Raw genomic sequence first — 5,896 nt, 5'->3', positions numbered from 1 at the left:
CATGCGCCCTTGATGTGGGTGTTCCGCCGCCAGATTTCGAGGAGGCCGCGGATGGTCAGGTCCGGATCGAACCGGTCGATTGAGTCTGTTGCGCCTTCGAACAGCGAGGCCACGCCACCGGTTCCGATGACCGTCATGGGCCGGCCCCACTCGGCCTTGATGCGCGCGACCAGGCCTTCGATCAGGGCGACATAGCCCCAGAAGACGCCGGACTGCATGTTCGAGACCGTGTCCTTGCCGATCACGTGCTCGGGCCGCTGGATGGCGATGCGCGGCAGCATGGCGGCCGCCTCGTGCAGCGCCTGCAGCGACAGGTTGATGCCCGGCGCGATGACCCCGCCCTCGAAGGCCCCGTCGGCGGCGACGACGTCGAAGGTCGTGGCCGTGCCGCTGTCGATGATGATCAGATCGCCCGAATAGGCCAGGTGCGCGCCGATGGCGTTGACCAGCCGGTCGGCCCCCGCCTCGCTCGGCTTGAGGATGCGCACGGCGATGCCGAGGTCGACATTGTCGCCGATCACCAGCGGCTCGACGTTCAGATAGCGCCGCGACAGGTTGCGCAGGTTGAAGATCGACTGGGGCACGACGCTGGAGATGATGCAGCCGTCCAGCTGGCCGATGCCGAGGCCGCGCATGGTCAGCAACTGGCTCAGCCAGACCGCGTATTCGTCGGCCGTGCGGCTGCTTTCCGTGGCGGTGCGCCACTGGGCGACCCATTCGGTCCCGTCGTGGACCGCGAACATCGTGTTGGTGTTGCCTTGCTCGATCGCCAGAAGCATCAGGCGGCCTCCCCGAAGAATACGTCGCCGGCCGAGATCAGCCGCAGCGTGCCGTCCGCCAGACGGAGCCGGAGCGCGCCGTCGGCGGCCACGCCCTCGGCCCGGCCCTTGACCGTCTCATGACCCAAGCGCGCCACGGCGGGACCGTCCAGCCCCGGCGTGCGCGCCCGCCAGGCGTCGAGAATGGGCTCGAAACCCAGCGACTCCCAGCGCTCCTGCCAGACGGCGAAGGCCTCGGCCAGCCGGGCGGCGGCGGCCTCAACCCGCGGCGCCGCGCCGATGTCGCCGCGAAGATGGTGCGCCAGCGCCGTCGCGGGGCGTTCGGTCCCGGTCGGGGCGTGGACGAGGTTCACGCCGATCCCGACCGCCAGCCACAGGCCGCCCGACGGGTGGACGCCGGATTCGACCAGCACGCCCGACGCCTTGTCGCCGGCCAGCAGCACGTCATTGGGCCATTTGATCGTCACCAGCGACGGCGGCGCGTACTGGTCCAGCAGGTCGGCCACGGCCAGGGCGGCGACGAACGTCACCTGCGCCGCCTCGGCCGGCGGCTTGCGCGTGGTCGTCAGCAGGGTGGCGAACAGGTTGCCCGCCTCGCTCTCCCACGCCCGACCGCGCCGGCCCCGGCCGCCGGTCTGGCGGCGCGCGACGATCCACAGCGGGCCGGTCTCGCCGGCCTCGGCCCGGCGCCGGACCTCCGCATTGGTGGAGTCGATCTGGTCGAGCAGCAGGACGGGAGCGGCGGGCATGAACGCCCTACCCGGCTCCGAAACCGGCGGCGGCGGCGGCGGTCAGCGGCTCCAGCCAGGTCAGGCCGACGATGACCAGCGGGAAGGCGAAGGCGGCGCAGGCCCAGGCGATGCTCTTCGCCTCGAGCGGGGCCCTGTCCGTCGCGGCCTGCTCCGGCGCGGGATCGAACCACATCAGCTTGATGATCCGCAGATAGTAGAAGCCGGCCACGACCGAGGCGACCAGGCCGGCCGCGCCGACCATCCAGTAGCCGGCGTCGGCCGCGGCGCCGAACACCGCCCACTTGCCCCAGAAGCCGGAGAGCGGCGGCATCCCCAGCACCGAAAGGCAGAGCACGGTCAGGGCCAGGGTCGTGACCGGCCGCTCTTTCCGCAGCCCGGCGAAGTCCGCGATCGAGCGGATCGGCCGGCCGTTGCGCGACAGCGACAGCAGGATGCCGAAGAAACCGAACTGGTCGATGACGTACAGGGTCATGAACAGCAGCATGGCCTGCACGCCCAGCGTCGTGCCGGCGGCGATGCCCAGCAGGGCGTAGCCGATGTTGGCGATGGACGAATAGGCCAGCAGGCGCTGCAGATCGCGCTGCGCCAGTCCGCCGAACGCCCCGACCGCGAAGGAGATCAGCGAGATCAGGATCAGCACCTGCGCCCACTGGTCGTGCGATCCGGCGAAGGCCCCCTCCAGCGTGCGGGCGATGAGCACCATGGCCGCCACCTTGGGCGCGGTCGAGAACAGGGCCACGACCGGCGTCGGCGCGCCCTCATAGACGTCGGGCGTCCACATGTGGAACGGCGCCGCCGAGACCTTGAAGGCCAGGCCGCAGATCAGGAACACGAGGCCGAACACCAGGCCCGTCGATGGATTGGCCGCGGCGTAGGCGGCGATCTCGTCGAAGCGCATCGAACCGGCGAAGCCGTAGATCAGGCTGGCGCCGTACAGCAGCAGACCCGACGACAGGGCGCCGAGCACGAAATACTTCAGCCCGGCCTCGGACGCCTTCAGGTCGTCGCGATGGAAGGCGGCCAGCACATACAGCGCCAGCGAATGCAGCTCGATGCCGACGTAGAGCGAGATCAGGTCGCCCGACGACGCCATCATGCCCATGCCGGCCGAGGCCAGCACGATGAGCACCGGGTATTCGAAGCGGGCGATGCGCGTGCGCTTCATCCAGCCGTCGCCGAGCACGATGGCCACGGCGCTGGACAGGAAGATCAGCGCCTTGCCGTAGACGGCCAGCGGATCGGCCACATAGGCCCCGTTGAAGGCCTGCCCCAGCGGGCCTGTGACGGCCAAGGCCGTGGCGCCGACCAGCAGCAGCACCGACAGGACGGAGACGAAGCGCGCGCTCTTCTCACCGGCGAAGGCGCCGATCATCAGCAGCACGAGGCCGCCGACCGCGAGGGCGGCTTCGGGAGCCGAGAGCTGGAGGGCGGAAATCAGATCAGGCATCATGGTCTCACCCGCCGATCGCAAGTTGATAGGCGGAGGTCAGGGCCTCGACCGAGGCGGCGGTGTAATCCAGCACCAGGCCCGGCTGGACGCCCAGCCAGATCGTGCCGAGGATCAGCGGGACGAAGATCAGCAGCTCGCGCTTGTCGACGTCGGTGATGGCCTTCATGGCCGGATTGGTGATCTCGCCGAACATGACGTTGCGGTACAGCGTCAGGGCGTAGACCGCCGAGAAGATCACGCCCGAGGCCGCGAACAACGCCGTCCAGGTCGACACCTGGTAGATGCCGGTCATCGTCAGGATCTCGCCGATGAAGCCCGAGGTGCCGGGCAGGCCGACATTGGCCATGGTGAACAGCATGAAGATGGCCGCGAACCACGGCATCCGCGCGGTCAGGCCGCCGTAGAGGGCGATCTCGCGGGTGTGCATGCGGTCGTAGACCACGCCGACGCAGAGGAAGAGCGCGCCCGAGATCAGGCCGTGGCTCAGCATCTGGAACACCGCGCCCTGCACGCCCTGATCGTTGCCGGCGAAGATTCCCATGGTCACGAAGCCCATGTGCGCCACCGACGAATAGGCGATCAGCTTCTTCATGTCGGTCTGCCGGAAGGCGACCAGCGAGGTGTAGACGATGGCGATGGCCGACAGCACGAACACCAGCGGCGCGAACATCTGCGACGCCTGCGGGAACATCGGCAGGTTGAACAGGATGAAGCCGTATCCGCCCAGCTTCAGCAGGATGCCGGCCAGGATCACCGACCCCGCCGTCGGCGCCTGCACGTGGGCGTCGGGAAGCCAGGTATGGACCGGCCACATCGGCATCTTGACCGCGAACGAGGCGAAGAAGGCCAGCCACAGCAGCGGCTGGGCATAGGCCGGGAAGGCGTACTGCTTCAGCTCGGGGATGCTGGTCGTGCCCGTCTCGGCCGCCATCCACAGCATGGCCAGCAGCATCAGGACGGAGCCCAGCAGGGTGTAGAGGAAGAATTTGTACGAGGCGTAGATCCGGTTCGCCCCGCCCCACACGCCGATGATGATGAACATCGGCACCAGGGTGCCTTCGAAGAAGATGTAGAACAGGAACAGGTCCAGCGCCGTGAACACGCCGATGCACAGCGTCTCCAGCACCAGGAAGGCGATCATGTAGTCGACCACCCGCTCCTTGATCGTGGTCCAGCTGGCGAGAATGCACAGCGGCATCAGGAAGGCGGTCAGCAGCACGAACAGGACCGAAACCCCGTCCACGCCCATGTGGTATTGCGCCCCGGCGAACCAGACGTAGCGCTCGACGAACTGGTAGGCCGCGCTCGAGGCGTCGACGCCCGCGACCAGCACGGCCGAGACGGCCAGGGTCAGAAGGGTCGTGACCAGGGCGATCCAGCGCGCTGCGCCGGCCGCCTCGCCCTTGCCCAGCAGACGGGCGAGCAGGATCAGGCCCGCGCCGACCAGCGGCAGGAAGGTGACGACGCTCAGGATGAAGGGGATCTGGGGCAAGATCAGGCTCCCCACGCATAGATGGCGTAGGCGAGGAAACCGGCCACGCCGAGCAGCATCACGAACGCATAGTGGTACACATAGCCGGACTGGAGCTTGGCCAGCCGGGCGGCGGATTTCAGCGAGGCCCAGGCCGCGCCGTTCGGGCCGAGGCCGTCGATGATCTTCACGTCGCCGATCTTCCAGAACAGGTCGCCCACGGCCTTGGCCCCACGCACGAAGACGAAGTCATAGAGCTCGTCGAAGTACCACTTGTTGTAGAGGAAGGCGTGGATCACCCCGCCGCGGTCGGCCATGCGGCGCGCCATGCCTTCCTTCAGGACATAGAGCCAGAAGGCGGCGAAGGTGCCGATCAGGGTCAGCACCAGCGGCGACCAGACCACCCAGGTCGGGACCTCGTGGGCGTCGTGCAGGACGTGGTTGTGCGCCCCGTTGAAGATGGCTCCGCGCCAGAACTCGCCCTCGTGATGGCCGGTGAAGAAGCCTTCGAACAGGAAGCCGGCGGCGATCGCGCCGACCGACAGGACCAGCAGCGGCACGATCATCACCCACGGGCTCTCGTGCGGCTTCAGCGGGCCATGGTGGTGGTCGTCGTGCGCGTGCGCGTCGTCGTGATCCGCCAGCGGCTCCGAGTGGGTTTCCAGCTGGGCGTGCGAAGCGTGGTCGTCCGCGTGATGGGCCCCCTCCTCCTTCCAGACAGGCTTGTTGTGGAAGGTCATGAACACCAGTCGCCACGAATAGTAGGCGGTCAGGCCGGCGGCGAAGATGCCGACGAGGAAGGCGAACAGGCCCACGGCCGAATGGCCCGAAGCCGCCGCCGCCCAGGCGCTCTCGATGACGATGTCCTTCGAGTAGAAGCCGGCGAAGCCGCCGATGCCCGGGATGCCCAGACCGGTGATGGCGATCGTGCCGATCATCATAACGGCGTAGGTGATCGGCAGCAGCTTCCACAGCCCGCCCATCTGCCGCATGTCCTGCTCGTGGTGCATGCCGTGGATCACCGAACCGGCGCCGAGGAACAGCAGGGCCTTGAAGAAGGCGTGGGTGAACAGGTGGAACATGGCCGCCTCATAGGCGCCCACGCCCGCGGCGAAGAACATGTAGCCCAGCTGCGAACAGGTCGAATAGGCGATGACCCGCTTGATGTCGTTCTGGGCCAGGCCGACCGTCGCGGCGAACAGGGCGGTCACCGCGCCGGTCAGGGCGATCACCGACGACGCGAGCGGCGCATACTCGTAGATCGGCGACAGCAGGCAGACCATGTAGACGCCGGCCGTGACCCTGGTCGCGGCGTGGATCAGGGCCGACACCGGGGTCGGGCCCTCCATGGCGTCGGGCAGCCAGGTGTGCAGGAAGAACTGGGCCGACTTGCCCATGGCGCCAATGAACAGCAGCACCCCGGCGAGGTCGAGCGCCGACCAGG

At 68.2% G+C, this 5,896-nt stretch carries 5 protein-coding genes; all 5 read right to left on the bottom strand.

Annotated elements, in window-relative coordinates; all coding sequences use genetic code 11:
• On the bottom strand, positions 1 to 782 hold a 782-nt coding region (locus VGD32_RS07310), incomplete at its 3' end, for a type III pantothenate kinase (RefSeq protein WP_331031244.1).
• A complete protein-coding gene (locus VGD32_RS07305) occupies positions 779 to 1,528 on the bottom strand; it encodes a biotin--[acetyl-CoA-carboxylase] ligase (RefSeq protein WP_331031242.1) in 750 nt (249 codons plus the stop codon). The genes VGD32_RS07310 and VGD32_RS07305, both read right to left, overlap by 4 nt.
• Positions 1,529 to 1,535: 7 nt before the next feature.
• Positions 1,536 to 2,978 (bottom strand): NADH-quinone oxidoreductase subunit NuoN, encoded by a 1,443-nt coding sequence (nuoN, locus tag VGD32_RS07300; RefSeq protein ID WP_331031241.1) that lies wholly within the window; start codon positions 2,976 to 2,978, stop codon positions 1,536 to 1,538.
• A gap of 7 nt (positions 2,979 to 2,985) precedes the next feature.
• On the bottom strand, positions 2,986 to 4,464 hold the full coding sequence (locus tag VGD32_RS07295; RefSeq protein WP_331031243.1) for an NADH-quinone oxidoreductase subunit M: 1,479 nt from the start codon (positions 4,462 to 4,464) through the stop codon (positions 2,986 to 2,988).
• An 11-nt stretch (positions 4,465 to 4,475) separates the two neighbouring features.
• The coding region (locus tag VGD32_RS07290) for an NADH-quinone oxidoreductase subunit L (protein WP_331031240.1) at positions 4,476 to 5,896 on the bottom strand (1,421 nt) is incomplete at its 5' end.

It is taken from the genome of Brevundimonas sp. (genome assembly GCF_036402095.1).
Lineage (GTDB): Bacteria > Pseudomonadota > Alphaproteobacteria > Caulobacterales > Caulobacteraceae > Brevundimonas.
Note: the sequence above shows the minus strand (reverse complement) of the source record. Positions and strands in the feature narration are given on the sequence as shown.

Coding starts and splice junctions, on each gene's coding strand:
- VGD32_RS07305 (WP_331031242.1), bottom strand. CDS start 1,528: ATGCCCGCCGCTCCCGTCCTGCTGCTCGACCAGATCGACTCCACCAAT.
- nuoN (WP_331031241.1), bottom strand. CDS start 2,978: ATGCCTGATCTGATTTCCGCCCTCCAGCTCTCGGCTCCCGAAGCCGCC.